The sequence below is a fragment of the Rhodococcus sp. NPDC055024 genome (genome assembly GCF_053608585.1).
On record NZ_JBSGVT010000001.1, the window covers coordinates 1,223,155 to 1,242,579 of the forward strand.

17 protein-coding genes are annotated in these 19,425 nt (G+C 61.5%); 4 read left to right on the forward strand and 13 right to left on the reverse strand.

From position 1 onward, the window contains the following. Positions 1 to 33: 33 nt before the first annotated feature. Complete coding sequence (locus tag ACWF6P_RS05625) at positions 34 to 465, forward strand: hypothetical protein (RefSeq protein WP_452620307.1); 432 nt, start codon at positions 34 to 36, stop codon at positions 463 to 465. 46 nt (positions 466 to 511) lie between these two features. Then, the gene (locus ACWF6P_RS05630) at positions 512 to 1,348 is read left to right on the forward strand and encodes a DUF1206 domain-containing protein (RefSeq protein ID WP_452620308.1); all 837 of its coding nucleotides are present in this window, start codon (positions 512 to 514) and stop codon (positions 1,346 to 1,348) included. Between the two features lie 19 nt (positions 1,349 to 1,367). On the opposite strand, the gene ACWF6P_RS05635 is transcribed toward ACWF6P_RS05630, so the two are convergent. The 3 genes from ACWF6P_RS05635 to ACWF6P_RS05645 all read right to left on the reverse strand — a co-directional run bounded on the left by ACWF6P_RS05635 (position 1,368) and on the right by ACWF6P_RS05645 (position 4,196). Then, positions 1,368 to 2,675, reverse strand: a complete 1,308-nt coding sequence (locus ACWF6P_RS05635) for a serine hydrolase domain-containing protein (protein ID WP_452620309.1) — start codon at positions 2,673 to 2,675, stop codon at positions 1,368 to 1,370. An 82-nt stretch (positions 2,676 to 2,757) separates the two neighbouring features. Further along, positions 2,758 to 3,495, reverse strand: a complete 738-nt coding sequence (locus ACWF6P_RS05640) for an SDR family oxidoreductase (RefSeq protein ID WP_378628351.1) — start codon at positions 3,493 to 3,495, stop codon at positions 2,758 to 2,760. Then, positions 3,492 to 4,196 carry a TetR/AcrR family transcriptional regulator gene (locus ACWF6P_RS05645; RefSeq protein WP_452620310.1) on the reverse strand — a complete coding sequence of 235 codons (705 nt, stop codon included), beginning with the start codon at positions 4,194 to 4,196 and terminating at the stop codon, positions 3,492 to 3,494. The genes ACWF6P_RS05640 and ACWF6P_RS05645 overlap by 4 nt, the downstream gene beginning before the upstream one ends. Positions 4,197 to 4,883: 687 nt before the next feature. Here ACWF6P_RS05645 and ACWF6P_RS05650 point away from each other — a divergent pair. Beyond that, positions 4,884 to 6,116 (forward strand): hypothetical protein, encoded by a 1,233-nt coding sequence (locus tag ACWF6P_RS05650; protein WP_452620311.1) that lies wholly within the window; start codon positions 4,884 to 4,886, stop codon positions 6,114 to 6,116. A gap of 16 nt (positions 6,117 to 6,132) precedes the next feature. Here ACWF6P_RS05650 and ACWF6P_RS05655 read toward each other — a convergent pair whose 3' ends face one another. The 6 genes from ACWF6P_RS05655 to ACWF6P_RS05680 all read right to left on the reverse strand — a co-directional run bounded on the left by ACWF6P_RS05655 (position 6,133) and on the right by ACWF6P_RS05680 (position 11,793). Then, positions 6,133 to 6,609, reverse strand: a complete 477-nt coding sequence (locus ACWF6P_RS05655; RefSeq protein WP_452620312.1) for a hypothetical protein — start codon at positions 6,607 to 6,609, stop codon at positions 6,133 to 6,135. Between the two features lie 170 nt (positions 6,610 to 6,779). Beyond that, positions 6,780 to 8,150 carry a DUF222 domain-containing protein gene (locus tag ACWF6P_RS05660; RefSeq protein WP_452620313.1) on the reverse strand — a complete coding sequence of 457 codons (1,371 nt, stop codon included), beginning with the start codon at positions 8,148 to 8,150 and terminating at the stop codon, positions 6,780 to 6,782. A gap of 116 nt (positions 8,151 to 8,266) precedes the next feature. Then, entirely contained in the window at positions 8,267 to 8,698 is a 432-nt protein-coding gene (locus tag ACWF6P_RS05665) for a hypothetical protein (RefSeq protein WP_452620314.1), read from the reverse strand. 21 nt (positions 8,699 to 8,719) lie between these two features. Next, positions 8,720 to 9,388: a FadR/GntR family transcriptional regulator gene (locus ACWF6P_RS05670; protein WP_452620315.1), complete on the reverse strand. Its 669-nt coding sequence runs from the start codon at positions 9,386 to 9,388 to the stop codon at positions 8,720 to 8,722. Between the two features lie 102 nt (positions 9,389 to 9,490). Beyond that, positions 9,491 to 10,696 (reverse strand): MFS transporter, encoded by a 1,206-nt coding sequence (locus ACWF6P_RS05675; RefSeq protein WP_452620316.1) that lies wholly within the window; start codon positions 10,694 to 10,696, stop codon positions 9,491 to 9,493. A gap of 122 nt (positions 10,697 to 10,818) precedes the next feature. Next, positions 10,819 to 11,793: a helix-turn-helix transcriptional regulator gene (locus ACWF6P_RS05680; RefSeq protein WP_452620317.1), complete on the reverse strand. Its 975-nt coding sequence runs from the start codon at positions 11,791 to 11,793 to the stop codon at positions 10,819 to 10,821. A gap of 102 nt (positions 11,794 to 11,895) precedes the next feature. On the opposite strand from ACWF6P_RS05680, the gene ACWF6P_RS05685 reads away from it, so the two are divergent. Continuing rightward, positions 11,896 to 12,363 carry a VOC family protein gene (locus ACWF6P_RS05685; RefSeq protein WP_452620318.1) on the forward strand — a complete coding sequence of 156 codons (468 nt, stop codon included), beginning with the start codon at positions 11,896 to 11,898 and terminating at the stop codon, positions 12,361 to 12,363. A gap of 398 nt (positions 12,364 to 12,761) precedes the next feature. Here the strand turns inward: ACWF6P_RS05685 and aztD are convergent, their stop codons facing one another. From aztD to ACWF6P_RS05705, 4 genes are all read right to left on the reverse strand, one after another. After that, entirely contained in the window at positions 12,762 to 14,009 is a 1,248-nt protein-coding gene (aztD, locus tag ACWF6P_RS05690; protein ID WP_452620319.1) for a zinc metallochaperone AztD, read from the reverse strand. 62 nt (positions 14,010 to 14,071) lie between these two features. Beyond that, entirely contained in the window at positions 14,072 to 15,316 is a 1,245-nt protein-coding gene (locus ACWF6P_RS05695; RefSeq protein WP_452620320.1) for a benzoate/H(+) symporter BenE family transporter, read from the reverse strand. 4 nt (positions 15,317 to 15,320) lie between these two features. Next, positions 15,321 to 18,023 carry a LuxR C-terminal-related transcriptional regulator gene (locus ACWF6P_RS05700; RefSeq protein WP_452620321.1) on the reverse strand — a complete coding sequence of 901 codons (2,703 nt, stop codon included), beginning with the start codon at positions 18,021 to 18,023 and terminating at the stop codon, positions 15,321 to 15,323. Beyond that, positions 18,020 to 19,405, reverse strand: a complete 1,386-nt coding sequence (locus tag ACWF6P_RS05705; protein ID WP_452620322.1) for an MFS transporter — start codon at positions 19,403 to 19,405, stop codon at positions 18,020 to 18,022. The genes ACWF6P_RS05700 and ACWF6P_RS05705 overlap by 4 nt, the downstream gene beginning before the upstream one ends. Between the last annotated feature and the right edge of the window lie 20 nt (positions 19,406 to 19,425).

Genomic DNA, 19,425 nt, shown 5'->3' on the forward strand with positions numbered 1-19,425 from the left:
TGTGAGAAAATCCCAGGTGGGTACCTCCGCAATATGAGTACCAGCAGCATTATCTGGATAATTGTTGCCGTGGTCGTGGTGATAGCGATCGTGGCCGCACTCCTGTGGGTGGCGCGAAACAGACGTGACGAGCGTCGACACATCGAGGCAGAACAGATCCGCGAAGACGTCGCAGACAAGTCGCTGCAAGTCGGCGAGCGCGAGGCGCGGGCAGAAGAGACAGCAGCCAAGGCGCGCATGGTGAAAGCAGAGGCGGACGCCAAAGCGGCGGAAGCGTCTGCGCTGCAACACCATGCAGCGCAACACCGGAAAGAGGCGACGAGTTCTCGCGAGGAACTGAACCAGCAAAGAGATCACGCAGACACGATCGACCCCAAGGTCCCCAACCCGAAGGTTCCCAACACCGAAGAACCGCGATCGGCGCCGGATCAGAACCCTCGCAACCCTGGACCTCGCAACCCTTGATGCATGCGTTCGAGGGAAGAGTCCGTCCGTATATGGTTCGTCGATCATGATGAACAAAGAATCGTCACCGCAGGACCAGAAAAGCGTCGCGTCGACAGCGGCTGACGTCGCGCAGAACAACGTCTTCGAGCGCTTTGCCCGTTCCGGATTCATCGTCAGCGGTGTTGTTCACCTGCTGATCGGATATATCGCGATCCGCGTTGCTCTCGGTGGATCCGGGTCTGCGGACCAATCGGGTGCGATGGCCGAGTTGGCAGGAAAGCCAGGGGGCGTCTTCGCTCTGTGGTTCGGCGTTGTGGCCTTCCTTGCCATGGCGTTGTGGAGATTGGCCGAAGCTGCGTTGGGAAGTTCGTCGTCGCCGTCCTCGGACGACAAGAAGAAGGAGTTCTTCGATCGCGCCAAAGCTTTGGGCATCTCGCTCGTCTATTTCGGTTTTGCGTTCACTGCATTCGGATTCGCCCGCGGTAGCGGTAAGTCGAGCAGTGGTCAGAGTGCGGGAATTACGGCACGTCTGATGGAGAACACGCTTGGGACTATCGCATTGGTGCTCGGCGGGATCGTCATCATCGCGGTTGGTCTTTACCACGTGTACAAGGGCGCGAGCCAGAACTTCTTGGATGATCTGAAAGGCACCCCCAGTACGTTCGTGCGCCGACTCGGAACCGTCGGGTACGTCGCCAAGGGCTTGGCCATCGCCGCGGTCGGCATTCTGGTTCTTCTCGCGGTCAACAACTCCGAACCAGGCAAGGCATCCGGCCTCGACGGAGCGTTCAAGACACTGGGCGCGCAGCCGTACGGAGTCGCCCTGCTGATCCTTGCCGGATTGGGCATCATCACCTACGGGCTCTACTGCTTCGTGATGGCGCGCTCGACGAAGATGTAGCGCCCGTAGGTAAGTGGGTCTATCCGAATGACCCGGTCTGGAAGCCGACGTCGCTGCCCGACGAACTTCCGGTCGAGCTACCGAATAGCGGTCGTCTCGGAACCAGATCATGCATCAGGTTCTCTGCTGCAGGGTCGATCATCGCCGCGTTTCCACCGTTCGCCAGAATCGTGATCGACCAGCCACTGTCGGGGACCAACAGGGTGATGCAGTTGGATCCCGTGCTGCCACCGTTCTTCTTGGCGAACCGTTGTGGGAAGTTCGGCGTCGGGGGTTGGAGCTGCCACGCCATTCCCATTCCGAAGGCCGGATTCTCCGGAGCCTGGGTGGCGATCTGATCGAGCGTCGAGGTCAGTACCTGTTTGAGCGGGTTGTTGCCGTAGCCGAGAGTTGTTGCGGCCCAGATCGACATGTCCTCAGCGGTGCTGACCAGGCCACCCCCGCCTGCGATCGCACCCGTGTTGTTCCACAGAGGCGCTCTTGTGCCGTCGAGGTAGTACGGAACGGCCAGGTCGGTTGCCTTGGACTCGATCACGGTACCCATCATCCCGAGCGGGTCGGTGATTTCGCGGGCGACTGCCGCCGCGAAAGGCGGCTTTGCCTGTCCCGGAATGATTTTGTCTGCCATGAGTGTGCCGAGCAGTCCGAACCCGAAGTCCGAGTATATCCAGTGGCTACCGGGGGAGAACTCCAAGGCGCCGGCGTCTTGGAGTCCGTCCCAGAGCATATTTCTGGTGTACTTCGCCTTCTCGTCCGTGCACGATTGTGTGGGATCGGCACACCCTGCCGAAAGATTGGATGGGTCGTCGCTGAGACCGGAGCGGTGGGTGACCAGTTGGCGAAGCGTGATCTCCTCACCACCGCTGCCTTTCGGCAGCGGGTTGCCATCCGAATACTTGCTCGCCAGGTCGTCCAATCCGACTTCTCCCCGAGCGATCAGTTTCGCAAGTAGTGCAGCGGTGAAGGTCTTGGTCTCCGAGGCGATCTCGAATTGCGTTCGCGGAGTGACTCTCACGCCGTTTTCGACGTCGGCATATCCGTAGTGGTACGTCGTCGTGACACCAGCCTTGCGGTTCTTCTCATCCGGTTTGACGATGGCGAAGGCAAGACCGGGAACTCCACTGTTCAACAGTGTCTCTGCGACGCGCTGTACCGCTTGGGCTTCTGCAGGATCGCCTACCCGCGAACCCGGATTGGGCGCGGTGGGGCCGGCGGCGCCGGCGGTCGACGAGGTTGCGAAGGTTATGACGGCGGTTGCCGCAAGCCCTGCAACGCTGATGAACTGTCGCCGTGACGTCCGGGCGGACCCTCGATCCTGGTTTTCCATTGTTTGCACATTACAACCAAAATCGACTGGTTTGACTGTTTTGTCGGAATTGGCAAGGTGTGGTCCTTAGGGGACACTGTCGCTAGATCACGCCGCCGTTGACGTAGATGACCTGGCCGTTGACCCAACGAGCTGGGCCGGCGAGGAACGCCACAGCCTCCGCGATATCCACCGGTGTGCCGAGCCGCTCCAGGGGAGCCAGCTTGGACAGATTCTCCACTGTAGCTTCGTCTTTCCCGTCCAAGAACAGGTCGGTGGCTGTGGGGCCAGGGGCTACCGCGTTGACCGTGATGTCGCGTCCGCGTAGCTCTTTCGCGAGAACCAGAGTGATCGCGTCGACAGCGCCTTTGGTGGCGGCGTACGCGGCATAGGTCGGGAAGGCCAGCTTTTTCACCGAAGTAGAGAAATTGATGATCGCACCGCCGCGCCGGACACGTCTGGCTGCCTGCTGGTCGACCACGAAGGTTCCTCGGACGTTGGTCCGATGCATCCGATCGAAATCGTCGAAGTTCAGTTCTGCGACGGTGGAGAGGATCATGATTCCGGCTGCGTGAACGACGACGTCGATGCCTCCGAACTCCTTCTCTACCGTATCGAACAGTGTGGCGACTTCACCTTCGTCGGCGACGTCGGCATGCACCGCGATGGCGCGACCGCCCGCTGCGACGATGGTGTCGACTGTTTCCTGGGCGCGTTGACGGTTTCCTGAATAGTGCACGGCGACAGCCATTCCGTCGACGGCGAGCTTCTCTGCAGTCGCTCGCCCGATGCCGCCGGAAGCTCCGGTGACGATGGCGACGCGGGTAGTGGTGTCAGTCATGATGTAACTCCTGAACTGGTTTCGGTTGCATCGGACAGCTTGCGGAGCCACTCTCGCAGTAGGCCGACTTCGTTGGTGGAGAGGGAAGTTGAATCTGCGGCGGACAGTTGGGCGTCGAGAGTGGATGCAACTCTGTTGAGTGAGGTTTCCGGGTGGGCGCCGGATTCGTCGATGATGGACGCGAAGATTCCGTCGCGAACTCGCTGTGACAGCTTCGGATCGGGGTACTGTTCCGGCCTTACGACGAGCATCAGCGCGACGCCCGCATTGGCGGACATCACCATCTGCGTAGCGACGTCGACCGATACGGTCAGAACGCCTGCGGTAGCACATCGTTCGAGAACCGATCGAAGTAGCGCCTGAGCCTGCAAGGCAGTGTCTGCGCTCTGGGCGGAGGGTGAGTGCATCAGCCGGTAGTGAGCGGGATGCGCGAGCGCGAAGGCTGTATGTGCATCCCAGCCGGCCCGTAGATCGGCAACGGGGTCATCGGAAGGTGTCGCAGCGCGTTTGCCTTCGAGGTATTCGAAGAAACCTGCCTCGACGACGGCTGCGAGCAGTCCGTCCTTGTCGCCGAACTGGCGGTAGAGCGCGGGGGCGCCGACGCCGGCCATCTCGCACACGGCGCGGGTGGATATGTCGCCGTTGGGGGAGGTGTTGAGCAGCTCGGTCGCTGCGGCCAGAATCTTTGCTTTCGAGCTCATGTAAACAACGCTAACAGAATTATGTGATCATCGCTACCAGAATCGAAGAGGCTCTTTTTTGTGTCGGTGTCCGTTGGATGGACTACAGATACCTAGTCCCAAGTCGTGTTAAAACTCTCTGAGTTCGCCCTGTCGGTGGCCTGTCCCTGCTCAGGAGCGAAAATTCAGGAGGTTCTGCCGGTGAAAATCCCTTCGGTTCGGTCAGTCATGGTCTTCGTGTTGGCGATGCTGTGCTTCCCGCTGCTCTCGTGTAGTTCGTCCGACACTCCCGTGACAACCGGTGCGCCCGTGACTACAACTGTCGAGGCCTCGGCAAGTGATGGACCCGTCGAGGCTGAAGTTGGCGAGGACGGTGTATCGGTCAGTGGGAAGATCGGTCGGCTCGGTGTCACTGCAACAGCGCCCGCGGGAGTGGCGGATATCGGGACCACGCTCACGCTCTCGAGTGGCGTCGGGACGAACCGTAAAGTCTTTCCGGCAGAGTTGGTCTCGACAACCCTGGCGCAGCTCACTCTCGGAGATGGACTACAGCCCGAGAAGCCGATCACGTTGACCTTCGACTTGTCTGGACAACCCGAGATTGTCCGACAGATCAGCGATTCCGTTCGACCGATCGTCGCGGTCAACTCCGATGATCCTGTCAGTAGTGACCTGCTTCCTGCCGAATGGAACGCGGTGTCGAAATCCGTGACGACTACAACCACTCACCTCAGCAGTTTCCAAGTCCTTCTTACCGACGTCGGGCAAGTGCTCACCGACTCTTTCACCCAGGTATGGGCGGCGAGCGAAGGAGGATCCGATGAATTATGCTCTGAGAAAAGTGAACTCGACCTTACAGGCAGGCAATACACGCTCACTGCCTCTAAATCGGGGGTAGTTGCTGCTTGCCTCCGCGCTGCCGAGGAAGGGATCGCCGTCGACCTTGCCACGAATTCCGCACAATATTACGAAGTCAAATCCCAACCGCCCGGCCAATTCGTGAATCAAGGACCGTTGCAAGGGACTGATCAACTTGCGGTATTGCTTCGATCCAGTTTAAGTGGCGGGAATTTGGGACTGTTGACCCCGAAAGGCAATGGCACACTAGTGTTACCTGCCGGCACGACCACAGGGGTCGTCCGCCTCGATGTCGATGCCGCCGCACTACAATTGGAGACGATTCTTACCGGTCTCGACATGTACGGGATCCAAGGAGACGAACTGGTCGATGCATTTCAGACGACCAAATCTGCCTACGACTGTTTGGTGACGGTATACGAGAGTTTGACTGACCCGAGTAAGGCCAACGTCGGCGAATTCACCAAGGCGCTCGGCGATCTCGCTCAATGTGGACTTGCCGGGGCGACAGGCGCCGTAGGCGACAGTCAAGGTCGGATTCTGCACAAGATGAGTGTCGTCACGTCCCTGTTCACCGCGCTCCCGAGTCAGTTGATGGCCAATATCACGGGAATCGCCGGCGAATTCAATGGTGACAATCACCTCGAATACACCCTGGAAAGTAGGGGACCTGTCCGCGCGACCTCGACTGCGCCGTCGCCGAACAATACTGGCGCCACTCTCGAACTGATCACGAAGATCACCCCAAACGGATTCGGATTCACCCGTGGGCCAGATCATTACGAGATCTCGGACGTTCACAAGAACAACGGTCGTTTCTACGTGGACATCAATTACCACTGGAAGCTGAACCGACCAGAAGGCAGTGACCTCGGATACTGCAGAGGTCACGCGCGAATTACCAACAGTGAGGGAACAGAAATCGCGCGTTACGACGACACCGGATTCAACATCTGCCAAGGGGGCGGAGCCTTCGGTACCAACACCCTTATCTACGATCCTGGCACCTACACCGTCACTGTCGACGTCGAAACTGAGCGCGGTGCACCTCTGAGCATCTCCCGGGACTTCACCGTCGATTAATGACCGGACGCGTAGATCAGAGCGAGGTGGGCTGGAGTGGCTCGATGTCGAAGGTGCGAGGTTCGAACAGACCCAGAGTCCGGGTGCGAATGGAGGGTAAGGCTTCGTGGAAGCTCCCGCCGAGACGGTGGAGGGAGTTGAACGAGCGCGATTCCCAAACCGGAAACTCCCCGTCGGTGCCGCGGGATGCTGTGTCCCACAGCAGTGCGTCACCGTTTTCGCTCCATCCGAAAACCTGCAGCGCGTCGGGGAGTGACCAATTGCCGTCGGGTTCGATCATCCAATCGAACTCGTCATCCCGTCCTTCTCGGTAGACGGAATGAAGATGAGCGGTGAGGTTGCGGGCGCGCCCTTGCCAGCCATCGGCAAATCCGGGAAGGGCGGGCGGATAGATGAGCCAGAGTCCGAAGGTCCGCGCCCAACCTGCGTGCCGGATGAATGCGCGATAAGAATCGGGGAAGCCCTGCCGGTCGGGAAATCGAAAAGAATCCATAAGGGCAAAATTGATATGCTTGAGCGTCGGTCGGCCGTCTACCGTCAGCGCGTTGGGTCCCTGTGCAAACACATCCTCAACGCTAGCAATAGCGAATGCCGCGCCGCCTTTTCGGCTATCGAAGCACGCCGGAATGGGTCACCGAGGCGTTTGCTCGGTGACCTTCGGGTTCAGAGTCGTGTGGTGGAGCGGCGGGGTTTCTGGTCCGGGTCGATGCCCGGTGGTGGGATGAACCAGGGCAGGTGATCGGTGCCTATCCGGATTTCCCATTGTCCGGTGTATCCGGGTTTTCGGTGCATCAGGGTGTGGTGGGATCGGCAGAGTAGGACCAGGTTGTCCATGACGGTTGGTCCTCCTTTGGCCCAGTGTTTGATGTGGTGTGCGTCGGTCCAGGCGGGGACGCAGTCGCAGCCGGGGAAGGCGCACCCTTTGTCTCGGGCGATCAGTGCGGTTCGTTGTGCCGCGGTGACAAGTCTTTTCAGTGGGCTGGCGTCGAGTGGGGCGCCGTTCTCGTCGAGGAGGACGGTAGAGAGCATGCAGTCGCAGGCGATCATGCGGGTGCGGCCGACGCTCAGCGGTCCCATCCAGGGCATGTGGCCGACATCGAGATCCGGCATGCCAAGGTCCAGGGTGTCGAGGTCGTCACCGTCGGACGTCGAGGCATCGCCTGTTGAGTGGCCTGCGGTGGAGGCGCATTCACGGTGGTAGGCCAAGTTTTTGGCGTTGATGTGCACGTTCAGGTGTGGGCGTTGGCCGCCGTCGATGCCGGTGGCCGCGTTGTCGAGGTAGCGCCGGATGAGTTCTGCCATGGCGTCGGCGTTGCGTGTGGCAGCGGATCGTTTATCGGGTGTGCCGTCCTCGGCGGGGGTGGGCATCGAGAGGCTGGAGAGGGCCGAGAGAAGCATTTCGCCGGTTACACCGTCGAAATCGCCTCGGACGGAGACTCTTCCATTGAGGGTCGGGGAGATGCGGAGTTCGTTACGGTCGGTGTCTTCGCTTGGTGGTGGGTCGTCGGATTCGAACATGTGCTCGAGGACGTTGATGGCGTAGCGCAGTTTGACGGTGGTTGCTTCGGTTCCGGATGCTGCGGCGAGGAGTGTGTCGCGGCAGTACGGTAGTGCGGCGTCGGGCATTGCTTTGGGTGGGGATTCGCAGAACGCGACGATCAGTGCTGCGTGTTCGAAAGTGAGGTCACCGGTGTCGAATTGGTTCTCGATCTCGGGAAATGATCGTAGGGCTTTGCCCAGGGCGGCGATTCTTCTGCCGGCGGGGATTTGCAGCATGGTGTGGTGTGCGAGCCATTCTCCGGTGCCGCGGTAGCAGAGTACTTGTTCGTCTGGGTTCAACGTCAAGGTGTCGAGGGCGGTTACTCGAATGGCTTCCAGGCGAAGGATTTCCGCTGATGCAGCGATGGCGATCTGGCGGACGTCGGTGGGGTGCAGCCGCCACAATCGTGCGCGCACTCCCACTGCGGAGCTGTTCACCACGTCGGTGACAGCATCTTCGCCGGTGACAGCGCCGTCGGTGATGTTGATCGTCATGAGAACCCCCCGTTCCATCTCCCATCATACTCGAACATACTTTCGAGTCAAGGGTTCTTTCGGGAAGGCGAAGATGATCGCGTTGACGTGATTCTGTTGTTCGAGAGCAGATTCCGTCAATTTTCGGTTCGTTGAAGGAAGGGGCGAGGCCAGGCGTCGAGGGCAAGGACGGCGAGGATCGTCTGGGCCAGTCCGGTGGTGAAGAAGATGCCTTGCAGCGGCGACCAGGCGAGAACGATGGCGATCTCGACGAAGATCCAGATCATCATGGTCAGGCCGGCGGCCGCGTGCAGGCCCCACGTCAGACGGAACCTGTTGTGCTGAGCGAAGAGCGCGGTGGCTTGGATGCCGCCCACGACTACGCCGAGGATGATGCCGGGCCAGAAGTAGGAAGGAAAGACGGTTCCCTCGATCCACTCCGGAGGCAGGCCCATCCCGCCGCCGATCGTCAGGCCCGCCATTCCTACGAGCGCAGAGAGCAGGTTTAGCCACGCGATGGCGGACAGACCGATCCGGAGACCCCGTGGCGGGAGCGATGTGGACGTCATGCCTGACAACGATAGAGAGGGTCAGTCGAGCCCGTCCATGTTCCTGCGCGTTGCCGCGCTGGCAGCGTCGGCATCACCCGCGACGATGGCTTCCACCAGATCTCGGTGGGCAGCGGCTTCGTCGTCGATGGAGTCGGGGTTTCGGGCCGTGACGTCGGTGATCACGTCCAGGGCTGAGTTGCGGAGCGTTTCGATGAATGAATCGAACACCATCGACAACACGCTGTTGTGTGCTGCATTCACCACGGCGCGATGTAGTTCCATGTCAGCGTCGACAAATTCTGTTGGTGTCGAGGCATTTTCACGTGCTTCGAGTGCTGCTCGTAACAGGTCGACGTCGGCAGAGGTCCTACGCATGGCAGCCAGGCGGCCCGCTTCCACCTCCAGCAGTCTGCGCACTTCGTAGACTTCGCGGCGGTCCGAGCGTTTGAGCTCTCGCTCGAGTTCTGTGACCGGAGTCGAGGACATGACGTAGGTGCCGGATCCTTGATGAGAGTAGAGCTGTCCCGACGCAATCAGTGCACGCACGGCTTCCCGGCCGGTCGAACGCCCGACGCCGAGGAGTGTGCTCAGATCCTGCTCGTTCGGGATTTTCGTCCCGACCGGCCACTCGCCGTCGCCGATGAGGCGCGCAAGTTCGTCCGCGGCTTTCTGTACCAGTGACTGCTGCTTGACCTGGCGCACTGCCATGTGTCTGCTCCTGACTGACTCGGCGAACCGCAGTGGAGCGGCTCACCGAGTGATACTTCATGTCCTCCGATGAATCCTCAGACTACGGTGCCGTCTGTTGGTTTATCGAAGGGCGATGACGTCCAGTTCGCGCTCCGTCTCGTCTTCCGGGTCGAGGCGTCGATCGCGCAAGGTGAATGCGATGACGGCGCCGACGAACAGCACTGCAGTTGTCGCCCCGATCGCCATGCGCGGTCCGAAGTGATCTGCCAGGTAGCCGAACAGCGGAGATGCGATGCCTCCCACGGACATCGCGAGGCCGAGCGTCACCCCACTTGCTGTGCCGGGGCGATTCGGTAGGTAGTCCTGCGCCAACGTCACCTGTGGCGCGAAGGGCAGGAACATCGCGAATCCGAGACAGACGATTCCCAGTTCGGCAATCGCCACGTTCGGGGCGGCGGCGAGCAGTGTCAGTGAAGGTACCGCAAGCAGGTAGCCGAGTCGGATGGATGCGCGTCGACCACGACGGTCCGCGAGGACTCCACCCAGCAGCGTTCCGGCCGCTCCTGCCAATGTGAAGGAGGACAACACGATTGCAGCACTCGAGGACGATCCGTTCAGTCCGTTGAGCACGTACGGTGAGACCAACGACAGTGTGGTCACGTACGGAATCGACCAACAGACCGTTACCAGCACGAGTCGGGTGAACGAGCGCCAATCGTCTGACACGGGACCGTTCGCTGCCAGTTGCGCACTCAGCGACTGGGCTGACTCGGCCTCACCCGTGTTGACCGATCGCGACTGGGCGACCATCCACCAAATAGCCGCCACCACTGCAGGAACTGCGAGTAGATAGCCGCCGGACAAACCGAGTGAGCCAACCACGAGCGTGACAAACGGTGGCGCCAGCGAGGCGCCCAACGTACCGCCCACGGAGAACACGCTCATGGCTTTCTGTGAATGACCTCCAGCCGCGCGTGCCAAATTTGTGGCGGGAGGATGGTATGCGGCGATTCCGATGCCGGCCACGGCAATTGCCAGCCAAGTGACGATGTAGGTGGTGCTCATCGCTGCCACGACAATGCCTGCTGCGGCCGTCACAAAACCTGTGGGTACCAGCCAGTTTCGGCTCTTTCGATCGACCAGCATGCCGAATGCAGGTTGCACGACACTGGATAGTCCGGTCGCGGCGAGCGTGATTCCGGCGACCGCGGAATAGGAATATCCGCGTTCGAGCATCATGAACGGCAACAGTGCAGGCACAGCCCCCTGGTACAGATCGTTCACGACGTGTGTGCCGGTGAGAAATGCAACTTGCCCCTTCTTCATCTCCTTGGGCATCCCTTCGTTCAGGTCTTCAAGTCCTCAGGTCCTCTGAGGACTTGAAAGCTATCACGAACCCGCGGGCGCACGGTTGTGTTGGAGACCTGGATCTCATTCGAGACGCCTGACTAGCTCGCAGCAGTCGCGGCGTTGCGGGCGGCGAGTTGTGCGAAAGCGTGGGTAAGTTCTGCCGGGCCGACGACATCGATGTCGGTGTCGAATCGGTTGAAGGAGGCTGCCAGCGCCGTCCAAGACCATGATCCGGCTTCGAGACTGCACTGCTCGGGGCCAAGATCTTCGACGATGCCGTCCCCGACAAAGGGAAGAACATAACTGGCTGGTCGATGGAGAACGACCTTGCCGTGGCACGGCCATCTATTGATATGTTCCGAGCCTTTGAAGCGCGCGGACACGTATTCGCTGACGTCGCCGCCGGGGATTTCCTTCGGTGTGAACCGCGGGCCGTTCGGGGTGCGTGGGGTGATGCGATCGGCACGAAAGATTCGCCAGTCGTCTCGCTCGAGATCCCACGCGACGAGGTACCAGCGATGCTTGGAGGTCACCAGATGATGTGGCTCCACGCGGCGTGGGGGCGTTATTTCGACGTTGTCGGTTGAGCGGCCGTTCGAGTAGTCGAAGCGGAGCACCTCGTGAGCGCGCACCGCTGCGGAAATCGCTACGAGCACCTCCGGGGACACCGAGTCTGCGTCGCTGGAATCGGTCGAAATCGTGGTGAACGTGAGTGCGTCGAGGCGATGACGCAGACGCGACGGCATCACTTGCCGCACGGTGGTCAGCGCACGCACTGCGTCCTCTTCGATGCCGACGCCGGTCAGCGTCGCCGCCTGCAGAGCGACTGCCAAGGCGATGACCTGATCGTCGTCGAACAGCAGGGGTGGTAGCTCGCTGCCGGCGTCGAGTCGGTATCCGCCGTCCGGGCCCATGGTCGCCGCAATGGTGTAACCCATCTCCCGGAGTCGGTCGATGTCGCGGCGGACCGTGCGGTGGCTGATGTCGAGCCGCTCGGCGAGTAGGGCGCCCGGCCAGTCGCGTCTGGTCTGCAAGAGGGAGAGCAGATTCAGGAGCCGAGTGGTGGTCGCCATGTCGTGAGACTACGACGAGTCTAGGACGAAAACAGTCCTATACGGCTGTGAGAGTGGACGTAGTCACGGAAAACCCGGGCGGCATTCTTACCAGGAGCAGACATGAGCATCACGACAACGACCCATCTCAACTTCCGAGGAGACGCCCGCGAGGCTCTGGAGTTCTACCAGTCCGTCTTCGGCGGCCAGGTCACGATTGCTACCTACGGCGACTTCGGCATGCCCAAGGAGGTGCCCGGCGCCGAGAACGTCGTGTTCGGCCAGGTCGAAACCGCGGACGGCTTCAGCGTGATGGCGTACGACATCCCCGGACAGTCGGGCGGTTCGGCCGCCAATGCCGGCACGACGCACCGCGAGAACGGCACCACGATCACCGATCGACCGTTCTTCGTCTCGGTTCGCGGTGAATCGCTCGAAGAGGTGCAGAGTTACTGGGCCAAACTCGCTGTCGGTGGCTCCATCATCGAGGGTCTTGCCGCGGCGGCGTGGAGCCCCGGTTTCGGCATGCTCACCGACGCGTTCGGGGTGACGTGGATCCTCGACGTCGCCGCCGGTGAAAACCCGGCCTGACCATTCAGACGACATCACTGACACGCCGAAGCCGCCGGCACCGAAAGGTGTCCAGCGGCTCCAACGCGTCGGTGCCCGTCTTGCGCCTCTCGGCAAGTGGCCACTCGAAGTGGCAATTCTGGGGTGGTACCCGGGGCAAAGAACCGAACACCGACACCATCTCCAACGAACCTCCACACGGAGTTATTCCATGCTGACTTGTGCCGCGGTCAATCGTGGTCCTGCTCATCGCTCAGCTCTGGCAGAGCTCGCGACAACGGCTTCGATTCTCTGAGGTGCGCGTCGTAGCACCTCGAGGACTGCCTGGGTATCGAGATTCCCTGATCAGTAGGCGGAGCACGAGAACGGCTCAGGCCCCTATCTCGGTGTGAGATGGGGGCCTGACGTGAGGATCTGAATCAGCCGGTGACACCGGTCAATTCGTTGGGGGCGTGATCGAGGGTGGTCTCGGTCAGGATGCTGCCGTCTTCGAGGTCGACGGCGATCAGCTTCTTCGACGTGGGATCGGTGACGTATGCAGTGTGGTCTTCCACGAAGAGTGCCGGCCTGGGCTCCTGCCACTTGGTGGGCTCGGTCCATGCGTCGATAACGGCGATCTTCTTGGTGACGACGCCGGTGTTGGGGTCGATGACATGGATGGCGCCGTCGGTGCCGAGTACCAGGGCCTCTCCGTGCGGTCCGCGTCCGAGTGAGCGGAAGGTGTAGCTGGTGCCGAGGTCGACGAGCTTGAGTTCGGACGTTGTCGTGTTGGTCAGCGAGACCCGTTGCGGACGTTCGAGTTCGGCGTCCTTGTCCGTCTTGTAATCACCCAGCACGATGTCCGACTCCTCGGAGCCGGCCTGGTTGCCGATGCGGCCGTATGCATCCGGACTCTGGACCTTGGTGATCGCTCCGTTCTTGTACACGAGCAACCCGTCCTGGCAGCCCAGCACGATGGCTTCGCCGGCAGCGACTGCTTCGCCGTGGACACCGGGGCACTGTTCGTTGCGCAGGATTTCCTTGCGGTCGGCATCGAGGACAGCTATGCCGTTGCGGGACTCCGAATTTCCGATTGTCGTCAACAGGCTTCCGTCGGCAAGTGCGACGGCAACACCGTGTTGGGGTTCCGGGGTGGTGTACGTCTCGACGCGGGGCTGACGTTTTGCCAACTGAACCGGGTCGAAGATCTCGACCAGTCCCGAGCCGTCGTTGAAGAGGACCGTCTTTCCGGCATGGCGTACGACGTGTCCAGGCTCGTTGGCTGCGAACTCGACCTCGGACATCGCGGGATCGGCTGTGTAGTAATGAGAATGGTCACCGTGGGCCGAAGACCACGTGCCGGTGTCGAGCACCTTGAACGCTTCGCCGGCAGAGATCATGACATGGCGACCGTCGCCGGCCGGGTTGAGTCGGGTGAAGCCGTCGATCTTGGTCTCGCCGACCACGTCGAGGGAAGTTGCATCCAGCACGAGGACGCCGCCGTCGTACGATACGGCGAGACGTGGTGTTGCCGAGGCCTGTTCGGTTGGTGCGGCCGACGTCGTGGTCGTTGTTTCGGACTGGGCGGAGTCCTTGTTGTCGGACGAGCAGCCCGTAACGAGGGCGAGCGAGAGGCCTACTGATGTGGCAAGGGTGAGGCGCCGCGACATGCGGGTGTTGAGGTGCATGGGTATAGATCTACTGCTTAATGTAAATGATTGTCAAAGTCGTGTATGCGAATGTTCGCATGTCAGGTGTAATCACCACGCTCGAGCAAGCGCGAGACGATGACCCCGAACACGAGTCCCCAGAAAGCGGCGCCGATATTGAGTAGTTCGATGTCGGAGATCGTCACGAGAAACGCGATCAAAGCGCCGAAAGTGAATTTCCCGCCGAATGCGGTGACGAAGGCTCCCTGTAAGGCCTTGAGCATGGCCAGACCACCAAGAGTGACGATGAACGCAATCGGAGTTCCCAACATCATCGCGACGAACGTCGGGGCGAACAGTCCGAAGACGACGGCGAGTAAGCCGCAGAAGATTCCGGCGGTGTACTGGCGTGTCCGCTCTCCCGACGCCGTGAGCAATGCGTTCGTCGGCCCGGTCAGGCACGTCGACACACAACCCACCGCCGCGTTCACGAGAGAGAACACGCCGCAGGCAACCGTTGCTGTCCCGATCGGCGGTTGATGACCCGCTGCTCGGAGGACTGCGATTCCTTGGCCGTTCTGCACGACGACGACTGTGATCGTCAGCGGTACAACCAGTTCGATCATCGCCTGCCATGACCAGGTTGGTGTGGTCAGCATCGGATGCGCCAGCCACTCATGAGCGTCGCCGGCGGAGTTGAATCTTCCGGTCGCGAGTATCACGACTACACCGACGATCAACGCGCCGAGAACGGGCGGAACGAATCTTCCCAACTTGGCGAACACGCTCAGAGCGACAAAGGTGGCGATCATCGGCAGTGCGATCACCGCGTCGTGGGCGGGCGCTTCGGCCAAATCGGTTCCGAAATGAAGGAAAACTCCTGCCACCATTGCCATTACGATGGGCATGGGTAAGGCGGCCATGATCGGTGTGACCCACCCGGTCAATCCCAACAACAAGATCAGGGCGCCGGTCGCGAAGAACGCTCCGAGCACTTGCTCCCACGGCAGATACTTCAACGACGCTCCGACGACTACCGTTCCGGGAATCGTCCAGAAGAAGGCCAGCGGCTGCCGGTACAGCCAGGAAGCCGTGATGGTCAGAATGCCGTTGACGAAGAAGGCACCGAAAAGCCAAGAGGCCAATTGAGCTTGACTCAGTCCACCCGCCAACCCCGCGGCGAGAATGACTGCTACCGGCCCGGTGGCAGAGAAGACGATGCCGATGATTCCGTTGGCGACGGACGTTCCGCCGAAGTCGCGTAAGACCCGCTTCGGGCCGTAGAGCGGGAGGGGTAGTGGCTCGGTGACGACGCGACCGGGCGTGGTCGTCGCAGTGTCCGACATGTTCTCAGTTCTCTTGATGCGGATCCGAAAGCCCCCGGTCGCGGAACAAAGCCGCGAGTTCGCTCCGTGATCGCAGTCCGAGTTTCGCGTACGCGCGCGTGAGGTGATATTGAATGGTCTTGACGGAGAGGAACAATTCGCCGGCAGCTTCCTTGTTGGACTTGCCCGCTGCGACAAGGTCGGCGACTGCTCGCTCTTGTGGGGTCAGGTCGGTGATTCCCTTCTCCGTCCGCGAGAGGTTCAACCCGCCCGCGCGGAGTTCGCGCTCGCAGCGCTCGACGTAAGTAGCGGCGCCCAACGAGTGGTACAGCTCGCGGGCGGCCCGGAGGACGACGTCGGCCTCTGCGCGTTTTCCCGCCCGGCGGAGAGTTTGGCCGTAGGCAAAATTGATTCGGGCTCGGTCGTAAGGGAGCGGCAGCGTCTCGATTCCGAGTAGTGCAGCATCGAAACTTTCTCTTGCCGAGTCGAGTTCGCCCCGTGCGCCGTGGATCCGGCCGCGAACGTAGCCGAGACGTGCCGCAGCCGAGCGGTGCTCACGACGTCGTGCGGTCTGCTCGTGTGGTTGCAGAAAGGCGTCGGCATCATCGACTCGCCCGACCATGACCAATGCATTGGCGTAGAGATCGACCCACGGCCAGAAGCCTGGCTCGTCGAGCCATTGTTGCGCCTTGCTCGAGGTGAGCGGAGCCAGCGCGACCAGGACTTCGGCGTAGTCGGCGGCGGCCTCGGCAACCTGCGCTCTGGCGAGAAGTGCAGGAACGTACATGATTTCGTAGGCGTGAACGCCGGCGTATGCGCGTCGTACGTGGTCACGAGCCAGTTCCCAGTTGCCGCGCAGAGCGTGAATCTGTGCTCCCGACCAGTGAACCAACGGCCGGATGATCTCGATCTCGAACCGATCTACCTCGGCCCCGGCGCCCTCGACGGTTGAGAGCGCTTCGTCCCAGGCACCGAGGGCGAATTGAGTGCGGGCGAGCCAGGCCTGTGCCCACAGCGAGATTCTTGCCGAACCACTGGAAAACTCTGTGGATACTGCGCTTTCGAGGTCGCGTCTGGCGGACTCCGGGTGGTCCAACGCAAGCTCGAGCCAACCGCGTCCCATCTGGAAGCGCTGTGCTTGAGCTCCGGGGCGGACGCGATCGGACAGTTCGTCGTATGCCGCGAGCGCGTTCTCGGTTCTTCCGGTAGCGCCGAGCCCGAGACCCTTGATCGCTTCTGACTCCACTGCTGCGGGATCAGAAGGACCTACCAATTCGACTGCGCGGTCCACCCACTCGACGAGGGCTGTGCCATCGAGCCGAGCCAGAGAATGCAGGACCATTCGTTGGGCGATCATCGCAGCGGTGCCTGGCTCACGATTTGCACTGCAGCTGTCCCACGCTCTGGTCAGCAGATCAGCAGCCTCGGTCGATCGCCCTCGATGAATGGCGAGGTAGCCGAGGACGGCGTCGCGGAGAGGCCCGCGCGAAATACTCTCGATCTCCGGCACGAAGACCATGGCGCGGGGGATGTCACCCGATCCGGTCAGCGCGTCGACTCCGCGGAGTAGTCGGTCCTCGTGTTCGGTTCGGGCCGTGGTGAGACGGCTTGCCGTGACCATGGCGTCGGCGACTTCCGACCACGCGCCGTCGGATGCTCGTAGTGATGCGTACGCAACGAGTTCGGCGGCAAGGTCCTCGTCGTGGGTGGTGCTGGCAGCGGCAAGGTGGAAAAGCCGTTCACCTTCTCCCCAAGCGATCTCGGCTGCTCGAGTGTGCAGGAGATGCAAGTGTGCGGGTCCCAACGCCGCGTGCACGGCGGCTGTCACCATCGGGCCGCTCAGTGACACCTCGGTGCTGCCGCGCTGCTCGTGGACGGAGAGGAGGCCGCTGGCGAAGGCGCTGTCCAAGGCGCCGACCACGTCGTCGACGTCGGCCAACTGAGCAAGGTGGGACAACGTCGTGCTGCGTCCGAGAACTGCTGCGGCTTCGATCAACGTTCGTGCTCCCGCCGAACACGCCGCGAGGGCGGCGGCGATCGCCACCGCACGATGGCGAGGGACGGGTAAGGTTCGGTGCCACTGGGACCAATAGGCCGGTGGCAGCTCGTCGAGGAGCGAGACGATGTCGAGTGTGTTGCCTGCTGTGAAGTCCTGAAGGGCAAGCGCGACGCCGGAACTGAGGTCGATTCCGCTTCGCATCCGCGCGATGTCGATGATGACGGGTGCGTCGAGCGGGCTGATGTGCAAACGTGTCGACCAGTGCAGGTCGAGAATCTGCCTGACATCCTCGCGCAGGAACGGCGTTTCCTCGGCGACGAGGACGAACAGCAGTGGTGCCGTTCGGCCTCGATGGAGGGCGGAGGTGATTGCCTGAAGCGAGCTGACATCGCTGTGATGGGCATCGTCGACGACGATCAGGGTCAGTTGCTCCGCTGCGTCGACGATCTCGTGTGCAACGGCTACCGGGTCCAAGATGGATACCGGACGTTCGAGTAGTTGTCCGATCACTCCGAAGGCAGTGTTCGATTCCCATTCCAACCCACGGGCACGACGGAGCGTATGAGCGGAGGAGATTTCGGCGAACCGGTCGACGAGAGTGGACTTACCGCTGCCGGCATCGCCCTCGACCAGCACGAGAGTCGGCACTCCTGACTCCGCCGCGGCCAAGGCTCGGCCGAGAACGGCAAGCTCGCGTTCTCGGCCGAGCAGCAGGTCGCGAAGTGTCACCCGACTACCGTAACGCCGGGCTCACCACGGGTTTCCTTTTCGGCACGGTCTTCATCGGATCGAAGTTCAGTGGCGCCCAGGTCGGGTGCTTGCTTCGGCACGAAGAAGGTGACGATCGCGCCCAGCACCGCGATGCCGGCGAAGACGTAGAACGCCGATTCGGAACTGATTCCGGCGCTGATCAGACTGCCTCCGATCAGTGGCCCGAATATCCCGCCCAGACGTCCGAATCCGGCGCACCACGCGACACCTGCGGCCCGAGCGGCCGTCGAATAGTAGTTGGACACGAATCCGTAGATCAGGACCTGAGTACCGATGGTGCCGACACCCGCGATGGCAACGGAGGCGAGGAGTACGGGAAGGGGGAACCCGAATGTGAACAGCAGCAGGGCGAGTGCAGCTAGGCCGAAGGTGGTGGCGACAACCCGTTGCGGACCGGTGACGTCCGCGATCTTGGAGGCGAGAAGTCCACCGATGATGGCACCGCCGTTGAGTACCAACAGGAACGAGAGCGAACCCTTCGCGTTGTATCCCGCATTTTCCATGATCTTGGGCAGCCAGGTGTTGAGTCCGTAGGTCAGGAGGAGGCCGGCGAAGCTCATGAGGCCGAGAAGCGCGGTGCCCCAGACGTATTGTCTGCTCGCCAACGCTTGGAAGCCGACCTTCTCGGCTACGGCGTCGTTGGGTCGATCTGCACCGACAGGCAACGGAATTCCAGTTTTCGAGGAAATGGCGCGAGCTTCCTCGACACGTCCGCGAGCAATGAGCCACGCGGGAGACTCCGGCAGTTTGAACCAGGCGAGTGGGAACAGGAACACCAACGGCAGCGCGCCGATGAGAAACAGTCCGCGCCATCCGATGGAATCGCGGAGAACGATCGCCAGGACGGAAGCCATGACGCCACCGGCAGGGACACCGCTGTAGACGATGGCGTTGAACAGATTGCGGCGTCCCGGCGGCGCGAACTCGGCAATCATGGCTCCGGCGGTGGCGACGAGCCCACCGACGCCGATGCCGGTGAAGAACCGCAGCAGACCGAAGGTGGTGATGCTGGTGGCGAACGCTGCGAGTGCCATTCCGACCGAGAACCAGATGATGTTGATCAGCATCATCTTTCGGCGACCGAAGTGATCGCCGATCGCTCCACATGTCAGTGCGCCGACCATCACTCCGACGAGTGCATACGAACCCAACGCACCGGCCTGAGATGCGGTCAAGGTGCCGATGTGGCTGGGGTCGTCCATGAGCACCGGCAGGATCGTGCCGTAGACGACCAGGTCGTATCCGTCGAACAGAATGGCAATGGCGGCGATGGTGACCACCCACAACACTGACGAGCGATGGCGGGCACTGGCCCAGGAACCACGTTCGATCGAGGACATGGCGAATCTCCGTTCGAGAG